Here is a 23,544-nt window from a genome sequence, read left to right as displayed (position 1 = left end):
AAAGATGGAAAATAAGAAAAGTAAGCAAACCTCAAGAATGGCGCGCCTTTGAAGCGTTTTGTACAAGAACAAACTGACGGAAAAAAGCCTATTATCTTGTTGTTTTTTTTGTGGGTGTATCAAAAATTACACTTTATGTGTGATTCAGTTCACAACATTGAGAATGGTTCCTAACTATGATGTAAGTAAGAAGAACATAAGGAGGTTGAGTTGGATGGGAGCTTCAAAAGTTAACCGAAACAAAAATTCAGACGGGGAATACCAAGGACGATTAGTTGGAACTTGGATTTCAGTCGGGGTTGTTGGAGCAGTCATTCTTTTTACGTATATAACACTATTCGGCCTATTCATGGCTAGATTTTAGGAGGGAAAACGATGAAACAAAAAATGCATCTTGATGAAAAAATATGGCTTACATTAAGTTTCGGGATGATCGTAGTATTCATGCTTGTAACGGGCTACCAAACGTTTGCATTGGAAATGGGGCCACCAAGTACAATGGAAACAATCGATCCACAAAAGGTAGACGAAACAGCCCCATTTGATAAACCAGGTGTATATCAAACTGGAGAAAATGAATATGAAGTTGTCATGACATTAGAAATATTCGCCTTTAATCCAGGGAATATCGAAATACCTGCTGGTTCAAAAGTTACTTTTATTATGACATCGAAGGATGTTGTGCATGGATTTGAAGTTGCAGGTACTAACTTAAACGCTATGGTAATGCCAGGACATATTCAAAAAATTACTCAAACATTTGATGAGCCTGGTGAGTATTTAGTTCTATGTAATGAATATTGCGGTTCCGGTCACCAATTAATGGCAACTAAAATTATTGTGAAATAAAGGAGGGGAGACCATTGGCAACAGTATTAAATAATTCAGATTTGACCTTAAAGGAAAAAGCAAACAAGGTTCTAGGTGTAAATCCACTGGACGCAAAAATCTCAAAATCTTATTTATCAGTAGCATTTATCGCATTATTATTAGGTGGGCTTTTTGGACTATTTCAAGGATTAAACCGGGCAGGTCTTTTAGAATTGCCAAGCTGGTTAAATTATTATCAAGTATTAACAGCACACGGTCTACTTTTAGTAGTTGTATTTTCAGCATTTGTTTGTATTGGTTATTTCTACGCAGGTCTTTCACATGACTTAGGAGGATTACTACCTAAGGTAAGAAAAATGGCGTGGGTCGGCTTCTGGACGAAGATGCTTGGTATCGTGCTTGTTGTAATACCTGTCTTAATGAATGAAGCGTCTGTTATGTATACTTTCTACCCACCAATGAAAGCACACCCAGTGTTCTATATTGGGTTAGCACTAGTGGTGGTTGGTATTTGGATTTTATCAGTTGGAGCATTTATGCAAGTGGCAAACTGGAGAAAGAATCATAAAGGTCAGCATCTGCCAATCCTTTCTTTCTTTGCAACTGGAGTATTCATTTTATTAGTTGGAGCAACAGCATTTGTAGCAGTTGAAGTATTATTCTTAATTCTACCTTGGGCATTTGGCTGGGTAGATACAATTAATGTAATGGTTTCTAGAACACTATTCTGGGCATTCGGACATACAGCCGTTAACATCTGGTATTTAACAGCAGTATCTGCGTGGTATGTTATCATACCGAAAATTATCGGTGGAAAGCGCTGGAGTGATTTACTGACTCGTGTAGTTGTAATTGCACTTGTTATCATGAACATTACGGGTGGATTCCACCACCAAATCGTTGACCCAGGAATTAACTTGTCCGTAAAATTCCTACACGTATTCATGAGTTTAGCAATTGGTTTCCCATCATTAATGACAGCATGGGCAATGTTCGCAGTATTTGAACGTACTGGAAGAGCAAAAGGTGCAAAAGGGGCATTAGGTTGGATCAAGAAATTACCATGGGGAGATGTGCGCTTCCTAGCTCCATTCATCGCAATGGCGGCCTTCATCCCAGCTGGTGCGGGTGGTATTGCACAAACAACTAACCATCTTGACCAAGTTGTTCACAATACAATGTGGATTGTAGGACATTTCCACTTAACACTAGGTATGACAGCAGCGATGACATTTTTCGGAATTAGTTATTGGTTAGTTCCTCATATTTCAGGACGCGTTTTAACAAAAGGAATGAATAAATTAGGTGTAGTTCAAACCATCATTTGGACAATTGGTATGATTATAATGTCAGGTTCAATGCATACAGTTGGTCTTTTTGGATCACCACGTAGAACATCATTCTCTGATTACTTCGGCAGTGAACAAGCGGCAAGCTGGGAACCATTCATGATGCTAGTGGGTATCGGTGCAACACTATTACTAATCGGTGTAATCATCCAAGTATACGCAGTATTTAACATGATGTTCTTTGCACCAAAAGGCTTAACAGAATTCCCAATCGCTGAAGTAGAAGAAAATGCTTCACCAACTCCTAAGTGGACAGAGCGTTGGGGACTATGGGTAGTGCTTATGGTTCTAGTAATCGCAATGGCATATGTATTACCATTAACAGATATGATTGTAAACGCACCTCCAGGATCACCACCATTTAAGACTTGGTAATCCTGAAGTAGGCACCTTATTAGAAAGAGATAGCGAAGTAAAAGTGCTATCTCTTTCTATAATTAAAGAAATATAAGAAATAGGATGTGATCTTCGTGATCAAAAAGAATCGGAAGACATTCGCTTGTATGTTCATACTACTATTTGGGTGTGTACTGTTCTATACAGGAACTGACGGATTTCAGGCATTTACTGCAGAAACAGCAAGAGTCAATCAATTAATAGATGAAAAGCCAGCATTTCCAGATGTAACATTTGAAGATAGCGAGGGACGAACATATCCTATTTCTGAGTTTCAAGATAAGTATATTTTTATCACATTTCTATACACATCATGTACTACTGTTTGTCCGCAATTGGAAATGAACATGGCACAGGTCTATGAACAAATCCCGCAGGAATACTTCGAAAGAGATATCGTCTTTTTGAGCATAAGCTTTGATCCGACTAGGGATGACCCGGCAACTCTAAGTAAATACCGTACATTCTTTGGAGCAGACGGAGAAACATGGAGAATGGCAAGGATTTCAAACGAAACTGAATTACAAACTCTTCTTGATGAATTCGGTGTAATTGTCATCCCCGATGGAAGAGGAAATTTTGCACATAACTCAGCCTTTTATCTAGTAGATCCAAACGGCTCTTTAATGGATGTTATGGATTACCGTGAAATTGATGAAGCGGCTACCAAAGTCATTAGCATCTTAGACAAAGAAAAGGGGGAATAGGCTATGAAACAATTTTTGATCGGACTAGGACTTTTATTCGTATTAGCACTTCCCCCAGTTGCTAATCTCTTGGAGTCCATCATGATTATCCATATGCATATGCAAATGCCTTCAATTATAATTGCGGGATTCTTTATGGGAAAATTATTTCAACAGAGGTTCCCGCGTTTTTTTGAAAAATGGAATCAAGATGGCATACCCGGAATTTTATTATTCATTGTAATCATGGTGTATTGGACAATACCAAAAACAATGGACGAGACTTTAAACATTACAAGTATGGAAGTATGGAAATTTTTGAGTCTATCTTTATTAGCAGGTGTTCCTTTACGTGATAGCTGGAAGAAACTGACGGACCGGGCAAAAAACATTGTGTTCATCTTTTTTACAGTCAAGTATTTAGGGATGGGCGTATTGTATATCAATATAAATAATCAATTATGTAATAATTACCTTGTAATCGACCAAATCACATTGGGCTGGGGTTTTATTACAACAGCGATATGTATCGTAATTTATTTGGTTTATAACAATTTTACAGACCAATCAATATACAAGGAATAGATGGGAAAGAAGCTGCTGATGTGGCTTCTTTTTTGTTAAAGACTGACAGACATTCTGAGTTAAAGGATTACAATTGACATCACTAGAAATAAGGTTCAGAATAATAGCAATATAGAATAAAGAGGTGGAAAAGTTGGCAAACAGGTTTGAGACAAAATTAATACATAGTGTGAAAAAAGGAAAACTCCCAATTCGAAGCAAAGTTACACCAATTTATCAAACATCTGCTTTTACTTTCGATAACCTTGAGGATTTAGAGGGCTATTTCCAAGGGGAAGGAAATTATTTATATTCCCGTACTGGAAATCCAAATCCGGATGAGCTTGGCCAAATGGTAGCAGCCATCGAAGGTGCTCCAGCAGGTATTGCGACTTCTTCTGGGCTATCTGCGATTTTCGCGGGAATCCTATCCGTTGTTAAGAGTGGAGACCATATTGTTGCAGCAGACGATGTGTATGGCGGTAGCTTCCATCTTTTATACGAGGAGCTTCAACAGCTCGGGATTGAAACAACCTTTGTTTCATTTGCAGATCTTGAAAAAGTAGAGAGTGCGTTTCAGTCAAATACAAAATTACTCTATACGGAGTCCATCACGAATCCACTTTTACGGGTAGAAAACTTACCAGCAGTTGTCGAACTTGCAAAACGAAAAAATGTAATTACAGTAGTAGACAACACATTTGCTACCCCATACCATTGCAATCCTTATAAGCTTGGTGTAGAACTAGTGGTCCATAGTGCAACAAAATATATTGGGGGACATAGTGATGTTACGGCTGGAGTTGTTGTGGGGAGAGAGGATCTAGTTGCAAAAGCACGTGCAAAGGTTGTTAATCTCGGTGCTAATGTGAGTCCTTTTGAAGCGTGGTTAACGACCCGAGGCTTGAAAACACTAGCAGTTCGAATGCAAGTACAATCCGCAAACGCACGTAAGCTAGCAGATGCTTTACGAAATAACCCGAATATCACGAGAGTGTATTATCCATTTGAGGAAGAAGCATTAGGATTTGGGGCAATGGTATCCGTAGAGCTTGCTAAAACCGTCGATGTAAGCCAATTTTTCAAATCACTTGGGTGGGTGAAGCTTGTTCCAACCTTAGCGGGAGTGGAAACCACTGTATCACATCCACTAAAAACCTCACACCGTGCACTTCCGCCTGAGGCACAGGAAGCATTGGGGATTACAAACGAGCTTGTGCGAATCTCGGTCGGAATCGAACATTACGAGGACATTATTTCTGTTTTTGAACAAGCAATTGAAAAATCTCATAAATAAAAAAAAACAGAGTATCCATAAAAATGGATACTCTGTTTTTAAACAATCGTTTGATTGAACTGGCGACCAGTTGGGGCCGTACGGTTAAAATCCAAACAAACATTTGATTGAAGTGAAATTGGATAACCTTTAGAAATGATTACTATAATAAACTAGCGAGTTCCTCCGGGGTATACAGGCCTTCTATTCCCGGTTTGTTTATTAAATATTGATAGATTTCATCCTTCGAATAATATTCTTTTAGCCCTGTAATAATTGTCGTCAAATACTCATAAGAAGGTCTATTATACGTGATTTCATCCATATTCCAAGGTGCCGTAAATGTATATATTGGATAGCCACCGTCATCACCAAGATAAAGGATTCTTCCATACCACGCCTTTTTCCGGAAAACCATAGATCCGGATTCTTTCACCTTTTCTAAATCGATATCAAATTGGATCCCACTGTTTTCCTGTTTCAACACATCCAAAAACTGTTCAGGTGTAATCAAATACTTTTTGCTAAATGTTGTTTCGATATTATTTTTAGTCCCATTAATAAAGGCAACGCCCTTTGAATCCCATCTTCCAGCCTCCTTGGCAAAATACAAGGGGTAAGGAATTGTAAACATTTCTTCGTCTATTGGAGGAGAAGGATCCTTACACCCACTCTCAGTTTCATTAGAACCTAGTGGTCTGCCACCCTTTATGTAACAAAGAAAACGATCCCTATTAATATTCGAACCATAGCTTGCATACCATACGTATTTTGTCACTAACAAACACCAGCCTTTCGAAATTCTTTCAATTTTTGGTTATTCGACTTATTTCTACTCATTTCCCGAGCAATAAATGTAAATGGATGCGGGAAATTGTTAGTGTTTGTAGAAATATAGATTAAGACTCCTTTGAACCAGTAGAATCGTCCCTTTGGGTTCTTTTGATTCCAAACTTTTTTAAGCGATATTGGAGGTTTTGCCGACTCATGCCCAGTACCTCGGCTGATTTTGTGATATTAAAGTTAAACTGATGCAGAACTTGTTTTAAATATATGGTTTCGGATTCCTCCACGTATTTGTCTAATGGTTGAATATCTGTTATTTCTGTGATTTGTGGGTTGACGGTAATTATTGTTTCCGGTTTTACATGCAGCTTTTTTCTAAAATGCATGGGGAGATGATTATAGGAAATCGTATCTTCGTATGTGATAACATTTAGTGCTCCCTCAATAATATGCTCTAACTCACGAACATTTCCCGGCCAGTCATATTGCATTAAAATCTGTAAAACCTGATCATCAATCTTTGATACATTCAACCCAAACAGGTGATCATACTTCTCTAAAAATGCATACGCAAGCTCAGGAATGTCATCCCGACGATTTCGTAATGGTGGGATAAAAAGCGTTACAACACTTAGTCTGTAATATAGGTCCTTGCGTAGCCTTCCTTCTGAAATGGCATCGATGGGATCCTCATTCATCGTTGCTAGGATGCGAACATCGACTTTCTTATCCTTTGTGTCACCAACCCGTCGGACCGTTTTTTCTTGAATCACCCTCAGAAGCTTTGCTTGTAATGCCGGGTTTAATGAATTAATCTCGTCTAAAAGCAGAGTCCCGCCATTTGCCTGCTCAAATAAGCCGGGGCGGTCAATTGCTCCAGTGAAAGCACCTTTTTTTGTCCCAAACAGGAGACCTTCAATTAATGTGTCCGGAAAAGCAGCACAATTTTGTGATATAAAGGGAGCGGAAGACCTGTTGCTCCCATTGTGAATACTTTGGGCAAAAAGCTCTTTACCTGTACCGGTATCCCCAATAATGAGAACGGAGGAGCTTGTCCGGGTTGCACGCTTGCTCGCTTCAACCACCTCTGAAATAGCAGCACTTTGCCCAATAATACTATCAAAAGTATAATGTGTGTCGCTTCTTCGATTCATATTTTCACGGAGCAGTTTCTCTAGTTTTGTCACATCCCGAGCAATTTCCATTGCCCCAATTCGCTTCCGGCCATCCATAATCGGAATGGTATGATTAATGGTGGTGATTTCCTGCCCGCGATTATTATAGTAGGTCTGTTTTGCATTTTTTATAGGTTCACCATTTTTAAGAACCTGAAGCAATGTACTATCCTCATTTTTATGAAACGAAAATACGTCAACAAGCCTTTTGTTTAGAACATCATGTTGATTCATCCCCTCAATTTGAACCATTTTTTGATTATAGATAATGGTGGTGCCTTCTGCGTCTACAACATGAATGCCCACATCAACTTCATGTACCAATTGTTCAGTTGCTTTGTTTTTTAATACATCAACCTGTTTCATGGTATCGCCGCCTTTTCATACTATTATTATACGGGAAAGAAAATGAAAGCGCATAGAATTTTTGCGTTTTTGAAGGAGGTTGAAAAGACTTTTTGCGCAAAAAAAGATTGAATGCAAGTAATTTTTGCATCAATGTGATTTGAATGAACTAAACTAAGTGATAAATCCCTTTTTAATACGACCTATTTAACATGAATACCGATCGAAATATACCTTAAATGATTTAATTAATCTAAAAAGTTGGCTTTCCGTGAATTTGGCATGATTCTTGCATAAGATAATATGCAGGAAGCAATTCTTAAGTTGAATTTATATTCCGAATGAGGACAGGAGGTTAAATAGATGACTCAAACGAAAGTCGACTCAAAAACAATTATTAAACAAACGGAAAAATTTGGTGCAAATAACTATCATCCACTGCCAATTGTGATTTCAAAAGCAGAGTGTGTGTGGGTGGAAGATCCAGAAGGCAATAAATACATGGACATGTTAAGTGCTTATTCAGCAGTTAACCAGGGCCATCGCCATCCCAAAATTATTCAAGCCTTAAAGGATCAGGCGGATCGTGTCACCTTAACATCACGCGCATTCCATAATGACCAGCTTGGACCTTGGTATGAATTAATTTGTAACGTAACAAATAAAGAGATGGCTCTCCCGATGAATACGGGGGCAGAAGCCGTTGAAACAGCTATTAAGGCGGCGCGCAGATGGGCATATGATGTAAAAGGAGTTCAGGACAATCAGGCTGAAATCATCGCTTGTATTGGAAACTTCCATGGTCGTACCATGACTGCGGTGTCCTTATCATCTGAAGACGAGTATAAGCGTGGGTTTGGTCCAATGCTGCCGGGAATAAAGCTTATTCCTTATGGCGATATTGAGGCACTTAAGAATGCAATCACTGAAAATACAGCAGCATTTCTAATTGAACCGATTCAAGGAGAGGCTGGAATTATCATTCCGCCAGAAGGTTTCCTTAAGGAAGCTTATGAAACATGTAAACAAAATAATGTTCTTTTTGTTGCAGACGAAATTCAAGCTGGACTTTGCCGTTCCGGGAAAATGTTTGCCTGTGAATGGGATGAAGTCGAGCCTGATATGTATATATTAGGTAAGGCGCTAGGAGGTGGGGTGTTCCCGATATCCTGTGTAGTAGCAAACAAAGATGTGTTAGGGGTGTTTAATCCGGGTTCACATGGTTCCACATTTGGTGGAAATCCAATGGCTTGTGCGGTTTCGATTGCATCGATGAACGTATTAATTGATGAAAATCTGGCACAACGTTCTCTTGAATTAGGTGAATATTTTCTAGAACGATTACAAGAGATTAAAAATCCAAAGATTAAAGAAGTTCGTGGCCGTGGTTTATTTATCGGGGTTGAGCTGACGGAGGAGGCTCGCCCATATTGTGAGGCTTTGAAGCAAGAAGGACTGCTTTGTAAGGAGACGCATGATACGGTGATCCGGTTTGCTCCACCATTAATCGTTACGAAAGATGAGTTAGATTGGGCAATCGAACGTATTGAGAAGGTGTTAGGATAAGGTAAAAAAAGGATCAAGACAATTTGTTTTGATCCTTTTTGGCTTTCTTAAGGCATTTCGTCTTCTTTTACTCGGTTTTTAAAGGCTTCATGGGAGACAATGCCTTCAATTTGTTCAAATTGTCGGCTATGGTCTTTTTCTTCACTTACGCTGTTCTTTGGAAAGTTGCCAGGATGGCCTTTTTCTTTGTGATTAAAGCTTTTTCCACGACCCAAATCCATCTCTCCTTTCAAATTCTTTCCTACGTAGTTTTTGCATTCATTTGTTTTGTATGTATTTCGTTTTAATTGGTAAATCGCGGAATTTACAATCATACAGTTCTTTTCGAATTTAGGTTAAAATAGTTTTTAGAAAGGAGTTTTAACATTGAACGAAAAAGATGCACAGTTTTACATAACACATCTTGGGCTTGAGCCACATCCGGAGGGAGGTTATTATAATCAAATATTTGCTTCGGATATAATGGTCAATACGGAGCAAGATAAACAAAGAAAATTGTATACAAGTATATATTTTCTGTTGGGTTCTAAGGATATTTCCCATTTACATAGAATACAATCAGACGAGCTCTGGTATTACCATGGCGGAAGCTCATTAACCGTCCACATCATTGACGAATTAGGAGAATACAAAGAATTGAAGCTTGGTCTCAATCTTGAATCAGGTGAAGTTCCACAAGTTATTGTACCTAAAAATTCAATATTCGGGTCTTCAGTTAAAGAAGAAAATACCTTTTCACTTGTAGGCTGTATGGTTGCGCCAGGATTTGAATTTGAGGATTTTGAATTATTTACCCAGGAGGAATTACTAAAAGATTATCCTCAGCATGAAGGGGTCATTCGCAAGCTCGCATTGGAGAAAAAATAGATTAGAATAGTAAAAATGCCGTTTATCGATATATAACAGCTTAAACTTTGCTTGTCCAAACCCGTTCAAACAAACGCTTGATTGAATTTTGAAGTGCTTAAGGCCGTAAGCTTAGGACGCTAAACAAACGTTTGTTTGAAATGAGGATTGCAAAATGAAACAGATTGTTTTGAAACCATATTTCAATAATATTTAAGACGCCTCCAATATGACAATTGGAAGGCGTTTTTCAATGGATTAAAGCGTTTAAAGTGTAGCGGAGGTTCTTGAGAAGAATGCCGATAATATCATACATTATAGATAGATTGAATTTTCTAAATGAATGGAGGGGTTCGGATGGAAAGAAGAACGGCAGAGCCATATAAAATCAAGGCAGTAGAACCATTAGCAATGCTAACCTATGAAGAAAGAAAAGAAGCATTGGGGAGAGCAGGCTATAATACATTTTTGATTGATTCGCAAGATGTCTATATCGATCTCCTAACAGATAGCGGAACGAGCGCTATGAGTGATCGCCAATGGGGCGCCTTGATGGTTGGAGATGAAGCCTATGCGGGGAGTAAAAGCTGGAAAAGGCTTGAGCAGGCTGTAAGGGAGATTTATGGGTATAAATATGTTTTGCCAACGCATCAGGGGCGAGGCGCAGAAAATATTTTATCTCAGCTAAAAATAAAGCCGGGAGATGTGGTTCCTGGAAATATGTATTTTACAACAACTCGTGCTCATCAGGAGCTAAATGGGGCGAGATTTGTTGATATCATTATTGATGAAGCACATGATTCAAGGACAGAGCATCCTTTTAAAGGGAATGTCGATTTATCAAAATTACGGGGTCTCATTAAGAAGGTTGGGGCGGAGAAAATTCCTTATGTATGTGTAGCAGTGACTGTTAATATGGCAGGAGGGCAGCCGGTTAGCATGGAGAACATGAAAGAGGTATATAATCTCTGTAAAAATCATGGGATTGATGTCATGCTAGATGCCACACGCTGTGTGGAGAATGCTTATTTTATCAAGGAACGAGAAGCAGGATATGAAAATCACCGAATCAAAGATATTTTAAAAGAGATGCTTTCCTATTCAGATGGCTGTACAATGAGTGGTAAAAAAGATTGTTTGGTCAATATTGGCGGATTCCTGGCAATGAATGATGAAGAGCTTTACGCGAGATCACGTGAATTGGTGGTAGTATATGAAGGGATGCCGTCCTACGGAGGAATGGCAGGGCGTGACATGGAAGCGATGGCACAAGGAATTTATGAATCCATTGATGATCATTATATCCAACATCGCATTCAACAGGTTCGTTATCTCGGGCAGCAGCTGATAGAAGCAGGAATTCCGGTTGTTCAACCGATTGGAGGTCATGCTGTCTATTTAGATGCAAGGCGATTTTTATCCCATTTGTCCCAAGAGGAATTCCCTGCCCAAGCGTTGGCAGCAGCACTTTATTTGGATTCAGGTGTGAGGGCAATGGAAAGAGGGATTGTTTCAGCGGGTCGTAACAAGGAAACCGGTGAACACAATAAACCAAGGCTTGAGCTTGTTCGATTAACAATTCCGAGAAGAGTGTATACGAACAATCATATGGATGTTGTAGCCGATTCGGTGATAGCTCTGTATGAAAAAAGAGACCAGATAAGTGGGTTGCGTATGGATTACGAGCCGCCTACACTTCGATTCTTTAATGCCAGGTTTTCACCATTATCAGGTGATTCAAAGTTGATTACGGAAGAATAGAATGAAAGCCAGCCTTTTTGAAATGGCTGGCTGTTTTTTATTTTCCTTTTACTAGATAAGGACGGTCATTTTCCCAATGAACATGAACGGGAAGATTGAAATAGTTTGAAAGGGCCTCACTAGTAATGATTTGATCTGTTTGTCCTGAAGCAAATACTTCTCCATTTTTCAAAAGCAATGTTTTTGTAAATACGGGAAGGATTTCTTCAACATGATGGGTGACGTAAATAATCGTTGGCGCATCTCCTTTATTGGCGAGCCTTTCGATGGAGTCTAATAATTGTTCTCTTGCGATAAAATCTAACCCGTTTGTAGGTTCATCCAAAATGAGAATTGACGGGTCGGCCATTAATGCGCGCGCAATTAGCACCCGTTGTTTTTCGCCCTGGGAAAGTGTTGCGTAATCTCTGTTTGCATAACCGATACACCCTAGCTCCTCAAGTAATCCGATTGCTCTTCCCCGCATTTCATCTGTGGGTGTTTCATACAAGCCGATAGATGCGAATGCTCCGCTTAAGACAACCTCGAACGCGTTATCTGTCGGATAAAACTTCTGCTGCAAGGAAGAGGATACAAAGCCAATATTCTTCCGTAGCTCTTCACCAAGATACATCTTGCCAAATTTAAATCCAAGTACTGTGCAATCACCACTTGTAGGAAAATTATAGGCATTGATAAGGTCCAATAGCGCCGTTTTTCCAGCACCATTCAGCCCGTAAAGCACCCAATGTTCCCCTTTTTCAATTTTCCAATTAATGTTCTGCAGAATTTGCACACCATCGCGCTGAAGTCTAACATTCACCAAATCCAAAACCACAGTTATCCCCCCTTGATTGATAAATCAATAGTATCAAAAAACTCGGATAAACATGAAGGATTAAATAAAATATGGAAGCAAAACATATTCCCTTCAGTTCATTCAACATATTCACTTGTTGAATGACTTTTTGTGCTAGCAGAACTTTTTGAGGTATACTTTATTTAAAGATTTTGATAGGGGAGTTCGGTTATGGCTTATAAAAAGGTTCGTTGGGGAATTATTGGCTGTGGGAATGTAACAGAAGTGAAGAGTGGTCCGGCATTTCAGAAAATCGATAATTCCGAGTTGGTTGCGGTAATGCGGAGAACAGGTGAATTAGCAAAGGATTATGCCCAAAGGCATCATGTTCCGAAATGGTATGACAATGCGGACGAGCTTATCCAAGATCGAGAAGTGGATGCCATCTATATCGCGACACCGCCGGGATCACATCAGGAATATACATTGAAGGCTGCACAGGCTGGCAAGCCCGTGTATGTTGAAAAGCCAATGGCTCGAAATTATGAAGAATGTGTAGCAATGATTAAAGCCAGTAAAGAGGCAAATGTTCCATTATATGTCGCATATTATCGTAGAGGGCAACAACGATTTTTGAAAATAAAAGAGTTGCTTGAAAGTGGGGCAGTAGGGGAAGTACGTTATGTGTCCTCCACACAATATCGCAAAGCAACAGAAGATCCTTCAAATCTTCCATGGCGTGTACAGCCAGAGTTATCAGGTGGGGGTCTATTCTACGATTTAGCAAGCCATACTCTTGATATCTTGGATTTCCTGTTAGGACCAATTAAGGAAGTTCGTGGTTTTGCTTCAAATCAGGGAGGCGTTTACGAAGCGGAGGATATTGTTACTGGTACCTATTTATTTGAATCTGGAATTCATGGTACTGGCAATTGGTGTTTTACCGCGTTTCAAAACGAAGATATCAATGAAATTGTGGGTAGCAAAGGGAAGATTACGTTCTCTACTTTTGGAAATGAACCAATCCTGTTAACAACTGAGAACGGAACAGAAGAGTGGAGCTTTGAACGCCCTCAGCATGTTCACCAACCACTTGTCGAAACCATTGTAGCTGAATTAACAGGTAAAAGCGGGGTTTGCCCTAGCAACGGGGAATCCGGCGCACGAACGAATTGGGTAATGGGCGAAATGGTAAAGGGATATTATGCAAAACATTAAAATAACGAAATGCGCTCTAATCAAAGGGTTCCGTTTTGAGGTACTCTTCTTAAATATGTGCCAATCCAGCAAATGTATGATAAGCGGAGATTTTCCGGGTAGATGCAGAATGGAGCTCGTTTAGAGGTGAATAGGGGGAGAATTTCCGATTGTGCAAAGAAAAATCCCCCATTTTTGCATTTTTTGAGTCAATAAGCGGAATCTCTCCGTCTATAAAAGATTTAATAATAATTACTAGATAGGCGAAATTTTTCCGTCTATTCTTCAGCCCAGTTACTTAACCTATCACCGTTACCGATAAGTGATGACCCTTAAAATTCTATATTTTTATTTAATAAACCTACTTCACTGGACTTTCAATTATCACCTCAGAGGAAGCGATGTTTACCGGATTTGCAATTGTATCCCCAACTGGGCAGTGTGCCTCTAGAAACGCCTTGAACTCTTCCACCTTTTCCCTAGGTGCGTCTGTTTCGATATGGAAGGTATATTTGATGGACTGGAAGCCTGGTCGTACATCGGATTTATCAAAAAAACCGTCCAAATCAATATCTCCCTCTAAATCAACCCAAAATGCCTGAAGGTCAATCCCAAATTTTTGTGCATAGACCCGAGCAACAATCGATTGGCAAGCACCTAATGAGGATAAAAGTAGTTCAACGGGATTCATTCCAGTGTCAGTGCCACCTAAACTTTCAGGCTCATCCACAATCACCTTATGTCCCCTTGATTCTGTTTCCACCAAAACCTTTTCCTTTAAAACTGCTTTTGCATGAAATGTTGTTACCGCCATGAGAATCTCTCCTTTTGTTTTAATATTTTTTGTTCTAACAAATAAAAAACCCTTCTCAAAAATAGAGAAGGGTGAACAAAACGTAAGTGTTTTACATTTCGTATAGCTTCTCATCTTCGGAATTTTTCATTCCTCTGAAATTGGCACCGTGCAGTACATTAGTCGGTTGCCGAGAGTTCATAGGGTCAGTCCCTCCCTCTCTCTGAATAAGAAGAAAATCATATTAATCGTATTGGAAATATATGATTATAATATCATGAAATTCCAATAAAGCAAGATAATTGTTAAATTTCAAAAATTTTATTTAAATAATTTTACAGATTACGAATGTTTCCTGCACTATTTATACCGGGATTGTGATAAAATAGTTGATATTATTATCAGAATAATATAAGATTTCGATTATTATTAAATTAAAGATTTATTTTAAATGAAAGCTGGGATTAACATGACGACAGATCTTAAACTAGACATCACCCTTGCAACTCAGAAGAAGGAAATTCCTCCATTTGACCAATTGGTGTTTGGAACAAGCTTCACAGACCATATGTTTATGTGGGATTACACGGAAGGAAAGGGCTGGCATGATGCTCGAATTCTTCCATATCAATCAATTCCTTTAGACCCTGCTGCGACAGTGTTTCATTATGGTCAATCCGTATTTGAAGGATTAAAAGCCTATCGTACAAAGGACGAGGAAATTTTATTATTCAGACCGGATCAAAACATGAAACGATTCAATAAATCAAACCAGCGTTTAGTCATGCCGCAGTTTGACGAAGAATTTGCACTTCATGCCTTGAAGAAGCTAATTGAGATTGATAGAGACTGGGTTCCAAACCTTCCAGGTACTTCCTTGTATATCAGACCATTCATGATTGCTACGGAAGCACATCTTGGCGTCGATCCGGCTAAAAATTATAAACTTATGATTATCTTATCCCCAGTGGGCTCTTATTATAAAGAAGGTATCAATCCTGTAAAAATTGCGGTAGAACATCAATATGTTCGTACAGTATCAGGCGGAACAGGCGAAGCAAAAACCGCTGGAAACTATGCTGCAAGTTTATTGGCATCAGAAATCGCAGAAGAAAACGGGTATTCCCAAGTATTATGGCTTGACGGCAGAGAGAGACAATATATTGAAGAAGTGGGCAGCATGAATATCTTCTTTAAAATCAATGGAGAAGTAATTACTCCTGAACTAAACGGTAGTATTCTGGATGGAATCACTCGTAAGTCAATTATTGAACTCTTGAAACATTGGAACACACCTGTAACAGAACGAAGAATTTCAATCCATGAAATCCAAGAGGCCTACAATAATGGTGTTCTTGAGGAAGTCTTTGGAACTGGAACAGCAGCTGTTATTTCGCCAGTTGGAGAGCTTTTCTACAATAATGAAAGAATGATCATTAACAATGGTGAAACGGGTGCTTTATCTAAAAAGCTATATGATACGATTACTAGCATTCAAAATGGTACAAAAGAAGATCCGTTTGGATGGACTGTAAAACTATAGGATTAATAAATAGTGTTTACCCGATTGGGTAGACACTATTTTTTGATCTCAGGACAGGTCCAGCCCGAAATCGAAGTCGTATGATTTTAGGAAAAGTTCGTCATCTGGTTTATGAAGGACCGAACGGGGCAGGAACCCGCGCGCAAGGTCCTTCATCGTTGTTATGAAGGACCGAACGGAGCCGAAGCCCCCGCGGAAAGTCCTTCATCAGGGTTATGAAGGACCAGACTGGACCGAAGCCCACACGGAAAGTCTTTCATCCTCGAAAACTTCCATGTTTCATAAAGATTTTAGGGTCAGCCCAAAGTGGACTGACCCATTTTAATAGACATAAAGATTACAATCTTTTATTTTAAAAGAAAACCAGCCAATAAATATAAGATGCGATGAGCAGACTGACATATACCCACGATAGTATACGCTTCCATGTCTTTGTCTGGAAGGTTGTAAATAGGAATGTGATAGGTACTAATGTCCAAGGTAGTAAGACTAATAGACTTAGTAAAAACAATCCGATCGAAGTACCGAGTGATCCAGCCTCAATAGACATTTTAGCTAAGTATGCTGATGCTCCTAAACCAATGGGGGAGAGGAGAAGCAGGAAATAGCTTTTAAGCCGGAAAGCTGAGAAGAATGTGCTAAGAGCTTCGGTTTCAAATATGCTGAATTTAAAATGTGAAAGTGGTTCACGAAACTTTTCAGGAACTAATTGCATTTTCATCACTCCTATTAGAAATGCTATTGGGGGAGGAAAAAAGTACTCTCTATATATTTATACGTAATATATAGTAAAAGGTTTTACAATTATACAATAATATTCCAAATTTATAGATTTTATAACAAATAAATTTAGCGGCCAACCCGTGTGAGTTGGCCCTCATATTATTTTAAGTCGATTTCAACTTCTAAATCAGAAAATACTTCATAGGCAGCATCATACATTAGAAATTGTAAGGAATCTGGATTCTTTACTTTCTGATAGGTTACCTCATAAAGACTATCTTGTTGTTGATAAGAAATTGCTCGATATTCTGTATCATGATTGGAATCTATTATTTTTGGGAAAATCGGCAATAAGCTGTTCATTTCATAATAAACGATAGTCTCACCAGGCTTATCTTTAATTTCAACCACCATAATCTTAGAATCAGTTTCCAGAATCGATCCCTGTTTGAAAGGAGCAGTAATCTCATCCCATACATATCCGTTGTCACTAACCTTTTCTCCCTTATATGTCACTATATATGGAACAATTTTATAAAAGTAAGAGTCTGTTCTTCTCGGAATTTCGACTTTTTCATTTATTGTTAGTTCAGGTTCTTCTAGTTGATATGAATCATTACTGCTTCTTCTGTTGTAATCCTCTAAATATTTGGTTCCGTTCGGATCAAGTGCAACAACTGATAATTCAAAATGACTTAAATTAGTATAGGATTTCTCTAACATTAATGTTGTTCTTGCGTTTAGTTGTAAATGAGATGGAGTAAGACGTGCTTGGTTGACAGTAAAGTAGTTGCCTTTTTTATCTCCTTTTTCAGCAACATTCGATTTTTTAATATACTCATCTTCCTTATCTAAATCAAAGGTAAAAACCCAATTTCCCTCAACATTATTGATGGATGTAACCCGAATTTCGATTTCTGGATGTTCGGGAAACCCTTCTGATGTTTCAAAATGGAAGATATCACCTGTATTGAACATTGTATTTGTATGCATTCCACTGTAGCCATGGTTACCCTTATATTTTCCGTTAACATACAGGTCTAACGAAATAGAAGTTTCTTTAATGAATTCCATTGCACCAGTTAGATCTAAACGATAGGAGATTGCCATTCGTTGGCTATCCAGATACCCTTCCTCAAGAATTACTTTTAATCCCTGGTCCTCCGATTCAAGTGAAAGATTCTTTGTTTTTCCTTCTGTTGCCATTCGTTTAAGTCCAGCATCACCAACATTATAAAAAATACTATCGGTGTGAGCAGTTCCTTCATTACCACTCATAGGGACTTCTTTTTCGACTGTTCCAAGATAATATGAAGCAAATAATACCCCACCAATTGCTAAAATAAATAAGGAAGCAATACTAGCCATTACATGTGGCACCTGAAGCAAATGGCGTTTTCGCTGCCTTTTTCCAGATGATAGGGCTGTTTGGACAGTTTCATTAAGCTTATCAGTAGGGACGGAAACGTGATCTACCATACTTTTAATATCTTGATGAAGCTTTTCCATATGTATCTCCTCCGTTTTCAAGTTTATCTTTTACCAATTGCAGTGTCCGATGTAATTGGGACTTAATGGTACCCTCGGGTTTGCCGAGAATTTCAGAGATTTCGTTGATGGAGTAACCATAATAAAAACGTAATAAAATTAATGTTTTTTGTTGTGGCTTTAGCTTTTCAAATATAAGTTCAATATCCATTGTCATAATTGCATTATTTTCTTCATTCCGCCCAGAATCGAACCAGTCCGTTTCGAGGGGAATAACCTTTTTGGATTTTCTGATATGATCGATAGCTGTATTTATTAGGATCCGAGTAATCCAAGTAGAAAAATAATCAATATCTTTCAACCTATCAAAGGATTTCAAGCCCTTAATGATTGCATCTTGTACGATATCTAATGCGTCTTGCTCATTTTTTACATAGGAATAGGCAACTTTATAGAGTTTTTCCTGCTCCTTTTTGATGAGTGCCTCAAAGGAATATTCATCTGAATTTGACCGCTTATAAAATGATTTGAAAATAGACATTTGGACAGGAATCCCCCCTTCATTAGGTTTATTTTACTATGAATCTATCCTTATAGACATTATTGCTAGTCCGGATCTAAACAACTGTCTACTTATTAGACTTGGTATCATTCTCTTTCGTTCCATTCATTTTTTAATGATCACTCACCCAAATCCTAAAAATTTGCATCAGAACTAACATTAATAAATAATGGAGGTAGTTAATATATAGTAGAAATCCAAAATTGGGGGTACAACCATTGGAAATAGGAATTAGTACTTTTGTTGAGACAACACCAGATCCGAAAACAGGCGAGGTCATCAGTCATGCACAGAGAATTCTTGATGTAGTCGAGGAAATTGTGCTAGCGGATCAAGTAGGCTTGGATATATTTGGGGTAGGGGAACATCATCGAGAGGATTACGCAGCTTCTGCTCCAGCAATGGTGCTTGCGGCGGCAGCATCACAAACGAAGAAAATTCGCTTAACAAGTGCGGTTACTGTGCTTTCCTCTGCGGATCCAGTTCGCGTGTTTCAGGATTTTTCAACACTTGACGCCATTTCAAATGGTCGCGCTGAAATTATGGCAGGAAGAGGTTCCTTCATCGAATCATTCCCGCTGTTTGGCTATGATTTACAAGATTACGATGAACTCTTTGAAGAGAAATTAGATCTCTTGCTCCACATTCAAAGGTCTGAAAAAGTAACCTGGCAAGGGAAGCATCGACCATCAATCAATAACCGCGGGGTCTATCCACGCCCTGTTCAAGATCCATTACCAATCTGGATTGGAAGTGGCGGAAACCAGGAATCAGTCGTTCGTGCAGGATTATTGGGATTGCCGCTAGTGCTGGCGATCATCGGAGGGAGACCAGTTCAATTTGCCCCGCTTGTTGAATTATATAAGAGGGCTGTTGCTCATGCAGGGCATGATTTTTCAAAATTAGCAGTGGCCTCTCATTCCCACGGGTTCGTTGGGGAAACGATGGAAGAAGCTGCGGATAAGTTCTTCCCATCAACCGCCCAAGCGATGAGTAAATTAGGAAAAGAGCGTGGCTGGGGACCCTATACACGTGAAAACTTTGATTTTGCCCGCAGCTTTGAAGGGGCGTTGTATGTGGGTGACCCTGAATATGTTGCCAATAAAATTATAGACTTACGTAAAAATGTAGGGGTGACCCGGTTTATGCTGCATTGCCCTGTCGGCACAATGCCGCATGAGGATGTCATGCGCTCTATTGAACTTTTGGGCAAAGAAGTAGCACCGCGCGTCAGAGAAGAAGTTGCAAAGTGGGAAGCTGAAAACAAAGCGAAGTAAAAATTAATTGGAAAAAATATGAATAAGTGATGAGAATAATTGGGATATTACTTCTGAGGTGAATAATATGAAAAAAATAGTAATATCCCTGCTTACTCTTGTTATCTTTTTCCCATACCATGTCGGTGCACAAGCGAATGTTGAATGTCCTAATGTGAGCCAGTTAGAGAATGCTACGATTGTTTATAAAGATGAGCTCTTAAAGGCATTAGAAACCATTATCCCTCGTACGTTCGGAGATAGTGATTACTTAAATCACTATGCTGATTGGGAAGTCGTTACAGCACAGCCGTTAGATGATAAGGTGGCGAAGGAATATCAAATGTCCTCCAATTATTGTGGACAAGAAGTGGCAGATAAGTCCTGGTTAGTTACATTGCATTTTCCTAGATGGGAAGGAAAAAGTGACGTTGCATCAGAAGGCCAAATCTTTGTATCCAAAAGCAAAGATAAAGGCTGGTTTGTCTGGTACAAAAATCAATAAATAGCAAACAAAACAAACGCTTGGGAGCACCAAGCGTTTTGCTTTTTTTATGAGTGGAAAATAGATTAGTGCGTTCGTGTGTTTTATATTTTTTTAGTCTTTGCCTCAGCCGTTTGTTTATATAATTGATGACCGAATACAGCAACTCCAGCAGCAATCACGCCATTATAGAGAGCTTCGGCTGTAAACCCATAAAAAAATGCGCCTCCCACTAAAGAAACCCCTAATAAAATCCATGCAATTGACCAGTTCGGAATAGTAGGCGTTGCCTTTAGGAAATAACCAATCACCCAAAGAACAGGAACTAACATATAATAATTTTCATTTAAAAATTGCAGCAAGTCCATCGATGTCACCTCCCTTTCGTATATCGTATGAACGAGAAGAAAAAGTGCGTGTTCGGATGTCCAATATTCAAAAAAAATTGTGAGTGGGCACTCATTTTATATTGACTAGAGATAAAATCCGGATCATAATATGAGTAATCACTCACTCACTTATTTATTTATGCGGAAGTTCCCTAATAGGAATGAATGTAAAAGGGAGGCATTTTAATGGCCAATACGGTAGAAGTTGAAAAGGTTAGTAAAAGCTTTGGAAAGAAAATCGTATTAAATCAAATCGACCTTACTATCGAGGAAGGGACCATTTATGGATTTATCGGTCCTTCAGGAGCGGGTAAAACAACATTAGTCAAAATGATAGTAGGGATGGACTCACCTGATGAAGGATCCATTCAAGTGTTAGGAAAGAAAATACCTAATTTGGAGCTGATGCAGGATATTGGTTATATGGCCCAATCCGACGCCCTTTACACAGAGCTAACAGGGAAGGAAAATCTCGCATTTTTTGCTTCACTTTATAAATTAAATCGAGCTCAAACAAAAGAACGAATTGCTTATACTGCAAAGCTTGTGAACCTGACCGATGATTTAAATAAAAAGGTCTCTGCTTACTCTGGCGGGATGAAACGCCGGTTGTCTCTAGCTATCGCCTTAATTCAAAATCCAAAAATGCTCATTTTAGATGAACCAACTGTTGGAATTGACCCTGAGCTAAGACTAAATATTTGGAATGAATTAATTCGATTGAAAGAGGAAGGAAAAACAATTATTGTCACAACCCATGTCATGGAAGAGGCAGAACGTTGCGATTATATTGCGATGGTCCGGGATGGACAAATTTTAACAAGAGGCACACCAACCGAATTGAAAGAAACATACCATGCAAGAAATTTTGATGAGGTATTTTTACAAGCGGGGAGAGTGAAACAATGAGAATCATTGCGCTCATAAAAAGAATCTTTCAGCAGCTTCTTCGTGACAAACGGACGCTGGCTTTATTATTTGTTGCTCCACTTCTTATCTTATCCCTTATGTATGTCATGTTTAACGGAGATTCACCAGAACCAGTCTTGGGGGTTGTAAATGTTGATGAGTCGCTCATAGAAGCACTGAAAGAAAATGATATTGATATCGTAAAGTTTGAGCAAGACACAAAAACAGAGGAAACTATTCTTGAACACGATCTTGATGGATTGCTGGTAATGGAAAATGAACAAATCGTTCTTACACTAACTAACAGTGACCCATCATCAACAAAAGCCTTACAAATGAAGGTGAATCGGGTGTTTGCTGCACAGGCACAGGAAAAGTTAGTTAGCCAAATACCAAACCTGGGCCAATTGCCAAAAATTGAACTTGAAACAAACTACGTGTACGGTAGTGATGAAACGGTTTTTTTTGATGTATTAAGTCCCATTTTAATTGGCTTTTTTGTCTTCTTCTTTGTCTTTTTAATTTCTGGAATTGGGTTGTTAAAAGAGAGAACCACTGGAACGTTGGAGCGCTTATTGTCAACGCCGATTCGAAGAGGGGAAATTGTCACAGCCTATTTAGTCGGATTCGGAGTTTTCGCGATTATCCAAACGATGATCGTTGTCTTTTTCGCTATTACGGTATTGGACGTGACTTTAGTCGGTTCAATCTGGAACGTACTCGTGATCAACCTGCTATTGGCGCTGGTTGCGTTATCCTTAGGAATTTTACTGTCTGCTTTTGCGGCTTCTGAATTCCAAATGGTACAATTCATTCCAGTAGCTGTCATTCCACAGATCTTCTTTTCAGGAATCATCCCACTCGAAGGAATGGCAAATTGGCTCCAAGCTATCGCGAAAGTCATGCCACTATATTATGCTGCAGATGCATTAAAGGGAGTCATGTACCAAGGCTTAGGATTTGCTGATATTAGTTTAAACCTTCTGGCATTGGTAATATTCGCTACTCTCTTTATCATATTAAACGTATTTGCACTGAAAAAATACCGTGTATTGTAGGTAAGGAAGTGAAAGAATTTGTCTAAGGATAATCTATTAGATGCCCTAATTGAACAAACCAAACTATCAAAAAAGCAAACCGATAAACAGCAGAAAATCATTGAAACAGCGATCAAAATGTTTGCAGAAAAAGGGTATGCAAACACTTCAACAAATGAGATTGCCAAAGCTGCTGGAGTAGCAGAAGGCACCATTTTTCGTCATTATGGTACGAAGGATAATTTATTGCTTTCCGTTATCCTTCCCTTTTTAAAAGGGGCATTACCGGGAATGGCTGAGAATGTGTTTAAGGAAGTTTTAACTGAGGAAACTCTTCATTTCGAAGACTTCTTAAAGGGTCTTTTTAAAAACAGGATTGAATTCGTTATTGAAAATAGAGAAATCTTTCAAATCATTGTGAAGGAATTATTATATAATGACTCACTGCGGCAGGAAATTGCTCCATTTTTTGCTGGTAGTGTGGTAAAACGAATTACTCAAGCCATTGAGCTGTTTAAGGAGCGAGGGGAAATAAAAGACATCCCAACAAACAAATTGTTAAAAATGCTAATGACGACATTCGGTGGCTTCCTAGTCACGAATTTTGTTCTGCTGCCATATCAAGGCACGATGGATATTGACCAAGAAGCAGATCACCTTATCCGTTTTGTCATGGATGGTATTCGAAATTAAGAAAAGCGCAAGGCGCATGAACGTGACAATAAACAAAGCCTTGCCCTGAACTGACCTAGCCAAATGAGACATATATAAAACACCTATCCATATTAAATTTAACACTTTTTC

The 23,544-nt window shown here is 38.9% G+C and carries 25 protein-coding genes and 1 riboswitch; of the genes, 16 read left to right on the top strand and 9 right to left on the bottom strand.

From position 1 onward, the window contains the following. The first annotated feature begins 214 nt into the window (after positions 1-214). The 6 genes from LKW28_RS17895 to LKW28_RS17870 all read left to right on the top strand — a co-directional run bounded on the left by LKW28_RS17895 (position 215) and on the right by LKW28_RS17870 (position 5,123). Positions 215-364: a hypothetical protein gene (locus LKW28_RS17895; protein WP_229141812.1), complete on the top strand. Its 150-nt coding sequence runs from the start codon at positions 215-217 to the stop codon at positions 362-364. 11 nt (positions 365-375) lie between these two features. Next, positions 376-849, top strand: a complete 474-nt coding sequence (locus LKW28_RS17890) for a cytochrome c oxidase subunit II (RefSeq protein ID WP_229141811.1) — start codon at positions 376-378, stop codon at positions 847-849. Between the two features lie 14 nt (positions 850-863). Continuing rightward, complete coding sequence (locus LKW28_RS17885) at positions 864-2,555, top strand: cbb3-type cytochrome c oxidase subunit I (RefSeq protein WP_229141810.1); 1,692 nt, start codon at positions 864-866, stop codon at positions 2,553-2,555. A 95-nt stretch (positions 2,556-2,650) separates the two neighbouring features. After that, positions 2,651-3,283 (top strand): SCO family protein, encoded by a 633-nt coding sequence (locus tag LKW28_RS17880; RefSeq protein ID WP_229141809.1) that lies wholly within the window; start codon positions 2,651-2,653, stop codon positions 3,281-3,283. Positions 3,284-3,286: 3 nt separating this feature from the next. Next, a complete protein-coding gene (locus LKW28_RS17875; protein WP_229141808.1) occupies positions 3,287-3,847 on the top strand; it encodes a hypothetical protein in 561 nt (186 codons plus the stop codon). A 133-nt stretch (positions 3,848-3,980) separates the two neighbouring features. Next, positions 3,981-5,123, top strand: a complete 1,143-nt coding sequence (locus tag LKW28_RS17870) for a trans-sulfuration enzyme family protein (RefSeq protein WP_229141807.1) — start codon at positions 3,981-3,983, stop codon at positions 5,121-5,123. Between the two features lie 142 nt (positions 5,124-5,265). Here LKW28_RS17870 and LKW28_RS17865 read toward each other — a convergent pair whose 3' ends face one another. Then, entirely contained in the window at positions 5,266-5,880 is a 615-nt protein-coding gene (locus tag LKW28_RS17865; RefSeq protein WP_229141806.1) for a hypothetical protein, read from the bottom strand. Between the two features lie 121 nt (positions 5,881-6,001). Continuing rightward, the gene (locus LKW28_RS17860; RefSeq protein WP_229141805.1) at positions 6,002-7,429 is read right to left on the bottom strand and encodes a sigma-54 interaction domain-containing protein; all 1,428 of its coding nucleotides are present in this window, start codon (positions 7,427-7,429) and stop codon (positions 6,002-6,004) included. Positions 7,430-7,771: 342 nt separating this feature from the next. Between LKW28_RS17860 and LKW28_RS17855 the strand changes: the two genes are divergently transcribed. Further along, complete coding sequence (locus LKW28_RS17855; protein ID WP_229141804.1) at positions 7,772-8,974, top strand: ornithine--oxo-acid transaminase; 1,203 nt, start codon at positions 7,772-7,774, stop codon at positions 8,972-8,974. Between the two features lie 47 nt (positions 8,975-9,021). On the opposite strand, the gene LKW28_RS17850 is transcribed toward LKW28_RS17855, so the two are convergent. After that, positions 9,022-9,189, bottom strand: coding sequence for a hypothetical protein (locus LKW28_RS17850; protein WP_229141803.1), 168 nt, complete (start codon positions 9,187-9,189; stop codon positions 9,022-9,024). A 151-nt stretch (positions 9,190-9,340) separates the two neighbouring features. On the opposite strand from LKW28_RS17850, the gene LKW28_RS17845 reads away from it, so the two are divergent. Both LKW28_RS17845 and LKW28_RS17840 read left to right on the top strand, forming a co-directional pair. Next, positions 9,341-9,841: a cupin domain-containing protein gene (locus LKW28_RS17845; protein ID WP_229141802.1), complete on the top strand. Its 501-nt coding sequence runs from the start codon at positions 9,341-9,343 to the stop codon at positions 9,839-9,841. A 336-nt stretch (positions 9,842-10,177) separates the two neighbouring features. Beyond that, on the top strand, positions 10,178-11,581 hold the full coding sequence (locus tag LKW28_RS17840; RefSeq protein WP_229141801.1) for a tyrosine phenol-lyase: 1,404 nt from the start codon (positions 10,178-10,180) through the stop codon (positions 11,579-11,581). Positions 11,582-11,618: 37 nt separating this feature from the next. On the opposite strand, the gene LKW28_RS17835 is transcribed toward LKW28_RS17840, so the two are convergent. Beyond that, positions 11,619-12,398 (bottom strand): ABC transporter ATP-binding protein, encoded by a 780-nt coding sequence (locus LKW28_RS17835; protein WP_229141800.1) that lies wholly within the window; start codon positions 12,396-12,398, stop codon positions 11,619-11,621. Between the two features lie 192 nt (positions 12,399-12,590). Between LKW28_RS17835 and LKW28_RS17830 the strand changes: the two genes are divergently transcribed. After that, a complete protein-coding gene (locus tag LKW28_RS17830; protein WP_229141799.1) occupies positions 12,591-13,577 on the top strand; it encodes a Gfo/Idh/MocA family protein in 987 nt (328 codons plus the stop codon). Between the two features lie 340 nt (positions 13,578-13,917). Here the strand turns inward: LKW28_RS17830 and LKW28_RS17825 are convergent, their stop codons facing one another. Continuing rightward, positions 13,918-14,370: an OsmC family protein gene (locus LKW28_RS17825; RefSeq protein WP_229141798.1), complete on the bottom strand. Its 453-nt coding sequence runs from the start codon at positions 14,368-14,370 to the stop codon at positions 13,918-13,920. A gap of 107 nt (positions 14,371-14,477) precedes the next feature. Next, positions 14,478-14,583: riboswitch (SAM riboswitch) on the bottom strand. 235 nt (positions 14,584-14,818) lie between these two features. On the opposite strand from LKW28_RS17825, the gene LKW28_RS17820 reads away from it, so the two are divergent. Beyond that, positions 14,819-15,892, top strand: coding sequence for a branched-chain amino acid aminotransferase (locus tag LKW28_RS17820; RefSeq protein ID WP_229141797.1), 1,074 nt, complete (start codon positions 14,819-14,821; stop codon positions 15,890-15,892). Between the two features lie 352 nt (positions 15,893-16,244). On the opposite strand, the gene LKW28_RS17815 is transcribed toward LKW28_RS17820, so the two are convergent. The 3 genes from LKW28_RS17815 to LKW28_RS17805 all read right to left on the bottom strand — a co-directional run bounded on the left by LKW28_RS17815 (position 16,245) and on the right by LKW28_RS17805 (position 18,644). Then, on the bottom strand, positions 16,245-16,607 hold the full coding sequence (locus LKW28_RS17815; RefSeq protein ID WP_229141796.1) for a hypothetical protein: 363 nt from the start codon (positions 16,605-16,607) through the stop codon (positions 16,245-16,247). A 167-nt stretch (positions 16,608-16,774) separates the two neighbouring features. After that, on the bottom strand, positions 16,775-18,124 hold the full coding sequence (locus LKW28_RS17810) for a DUF4179 domain-containing protein (RefSeq protein WP_229141795.1): 1,350 nt from the start codon (positions 18,122-18,124) through the stop codon (positions 16,775-16,777). Next, positions 18,099-18,644, bottom strand: coding sequence for a sigma-70 family RNA polymerase sigma factor (locus LKW28_RS17805; RefSeq protein WP_229141794.1), 546 nt, complete (start codon positions 18,642-18,644; stop codon positions 18,099-18,101). The genes LKW28_RS17810 and LKW28_RS17805 overlap by 26 nt, the downstream gene beginning before the upstream one ends. Positions 18,645-18,883: 239 nt before the next feature. Here LKW28_RS17805 and LKW28_RS17800 point away from each other — a divergent pair, with 239 nt between their 5' ends. Together LKW28_RS17800 and LKW28_RS17795 are read left to right on the top strand one after the other, a co-directional pair. After that, positions 18,884-19,942: an LLM class flavin-dependent oxidoreductase gene (locus LKW28_RS17800; protein WP_229141793.1), complete on the top strand. Its 1,059-nt coding sequence runs from the start codon at positions 18,884-18,886 to the stop codon at positions 19,940-19,942. A 67-nt stretch (positions 19,943-20,009) separates the two neighbouring features. After that, positions 20,010-20,426, top strand: coding sequence for a hypothetical protein (locus LKW28_RS17795; RefSeq protein ID WP_229141792.1), 417 nt, complete (start codon positions 20,010-20,012; stop codon positions 20,424-20,426). Between the two features lie 83 nt (positions 20,427-20,509). On the opposite strand, the gene LKW28_RS17790 is transcribed toward LKW28_RS17795, so the two are convergent. Then, positions 20,510-20,773, bottom strand: a complete 264-nt coding sequence (locus tag LKW28_RS17790) for a phage holin family protein (protein ID WP_229141791.1) — start codon at positions 20,771-20,773, stop codon at positions 20,510-20,512. Positions 20,774-20,980: 207 nt separating this feature from the next. Between LKW28_RS17790 and LKW28_RS17785 the strand changes: the two genes are divergently transcribed. From LKW28_RS17785 to LKW28_RS17775, 3 genes are read left to right on the top strand one after another with little or no spacing between them, the layout of a single operon-like run. Next, positions 20,981-21,703: an ABC transporter ATP-binding protein gene (locus LKW28_RS17785; RefSeq protein ID WP_229141790.1), complete on the top strand. Its 723-nt coding sequence runs from the start codon at positions 20,981-20,983 to the stop codon at positions 21,701-21,703. Further along, positions 21,700-22,761 (top strand): ABC transporter permease, encoded by a 1,062-nt coding sequence (locus tag LKW28_RS17780; RefSeq protein ID WP_229141789.1) that lies wholly within the window; start codon positions 21,700-21,702, stop codon positions 22,759-22,761. The genes LKW28_RS17785 and LKW28_RS17780 overlap by 4 nt, the downstream gene beginning before the upstream one ends. An 18-nt stretch (positions 22,762-22,779) precedes the next feature. Then, positions 22,780-23,433 carry a TetR/AcrR family transcriptional regulator gene (locus LKW28_RS17775; RefSeq protein WP_229141788.1) on the top strand — a complete coding sequence of 218 codons (654 nt, stop codon included), beginning with the start codon at positions 22,780-22,782 and terminating at the stop codon, positions 23,431-23,433. Positions 23,434-23,544 lie beyond the last annotated feature (111 nt).

Origin of the sequence: Bacillus sp. REN16, assembly GCF_020731355.1 — a bacterium.
Lineage (GTDB): Bacteria > Bacillota > Bacilli > Bacillales > Bacillaceae_L > Ferdinandcohnia.
The sequence above is the reverse complement of the archived record's forward strand: the minus strand, read 5'-3'. Positions and strand labels throughout refer to the sequence as shown.

What these genes read in the sequence shown, in the direction of transcription:
- LKW28_RS17815 (WP_229141796.1), bottom strand. Translation starts at nt 16,607, where the DNA reads ATGCAATTAGTTCCTGAAAAGTTTCGTGAACCACTTTCACATTTTAAA.
- LKW28_RS17785 (WP_229141790.1), top strand. Translation starts at nt 20,981, where the DNA reads ATGGCCAATACGGTAGAAGTTGAAAAGGTTAGTAAAAGCTTTGGAAAG.
- LKW28_RS17860 (WP_229141805.1), bottom strand. Translation starts at nt 7,429, where the DNA reads ATGAAACAGGTTGATGTATTAAAAAACAAAGCAACTGAACAATTGGTA.
- LKW28_RS17790 (WP_229141791.1), bottom strand. Translation starts at nt 20,773, where the DNA reads ATGGACTTGCTGCAATTTTTAAATGAAAATTATTATATGTTAGTTCCT.
- LKW28_RS17895 (WP_229141812.1), top strand. Translation starts at nt 215, where the DNA reads ATGGGAGCTTCAAAAGTTAACCGAAACAAAAATTCAGACGGGGAATAC.
- LKW28_RS17820 (WP_229141797.1), top strand. Translation starts at nt 14,819, where the DNA reads ATGACGACAGATCTTAAACTAGACATCACCCTTGCAACTCAGAAGAAG.
- LKW28_RS17825 (WP_229141798.1), bottom strand. Translation starts at nt 14,370, where the DNA reads ATGGCGGTAACAACATTTCATGCAAAAGCAGTTTTAAAGGAAAAGGTT.
- LKW28_RS17780 (WP_229141789.1), top strand. Translation starts at nt 21,700, where the DNA reads ATGAGAATCATTGCGCTCATAAAAAGAATCTTTCAGCAGCTTCTTCGT.
- LKW28_RS17795 (WP_229141792.1), top strand. Translation starts at nt 20,010, where the DNA reads ATGAAAAAAATAGTAATATCCCTGCTTACTCTTGTTATCTTTTTCCCA.
- LKW28_RS17810 (WP_229141795.1), bottom strand. Translation starts at nt 18,124, where the DNA reads ATGGAAAAGCTTCATCAAGATATTAAAAGTATGGTAGATCACGTTTCC.
- LKW28_RS17805 (WP_229141794.1), bottom strand. Translation starts at nt 18,644, where the DNA reads ATGTCTATTTTCAAATCATTTTATAAGCGGTCAAATTCAGATGAATAT.
- LKW28_RS17855 (WP_229141804.1), top strand. Translation starts at nt 7,772, where the DNA reads ATGACTCAAACGAAAGTCGACTCAAAAACAATTATTAAACAAACGGAA.
- LKW28_RS17830 (WP_229141799.1), top strand. Translation starts at nt 12,591, where the DNA reads ATGGCTTATAAAAAGGTTCGTTGGGGAATTATTGGCTGTGGGAATGTA.
- LKW28_RS17875 (WP_229141808.1), top strand. Translation starts at nt 3,287, where the DNA reads ATGAAACAATTTTTGATCGGACTAGGACTTTTATTCGTATTAGCACTT.
- LKW28_RS17840 (WP_229141801.1), top strand. Translation starts at nt 10,178, where the DNA reads ATGGAAAGAAGAACGGCAGAGCCATATAAAATCAAGGCAGTAGAACCA.
- LKW28_RS17890 (WP_229141811.1), top strand. Translation starts at nt 376, where the DNA reads ATGAAACAAAAAATGCATCTTGATGAAAAAATATGGCTTACATTAAGT.